This is a genomic window from Endothiovibrio diazotrophicus, from assembly GCF_054657215.1.
The window spans coordinates 1-209 of the sequence record NZ_BAAHXB010000404.1 but is presented as its reverse complement, the minus strand read 5'-3'; the positions used below and the strand labels follow the sequence as shown (position 1 = coordinate 209).

Genomic DNA, 209 nt, shown 5'->3' with positions numbered 1-209 from the left:
GACCACCTGATCCGCGACCAGCGGGACCTTCAGCGCCACCTGGACTACATCCACTTCAATCCCGTCAAACACGGCTTGGTATCCGCGGCAGAGGATCATCCGTATTCGTCGTTCGGAGAGTGGCTCAAGCGGGGAGTCTACGAGGCCGGCTGGGGAACAACGCCACCGCCGTCCATCGAGGGAATGGAGCTGGAGTAGGTCGTCGCTAC

General features: G+C 61.7%; 1 pseudogene. It reads left to right on the top strand.

Features of this window, described 5'->3' with window-relative positions:
* Positions 1-198, top strand: a pseudogene (locus tag ACYQ2W_RS26985) (REP-associated tyrosine transposase); the annotation flags it as partial.
* Positions 199-209: the final 11 nt, after the last annotated feature.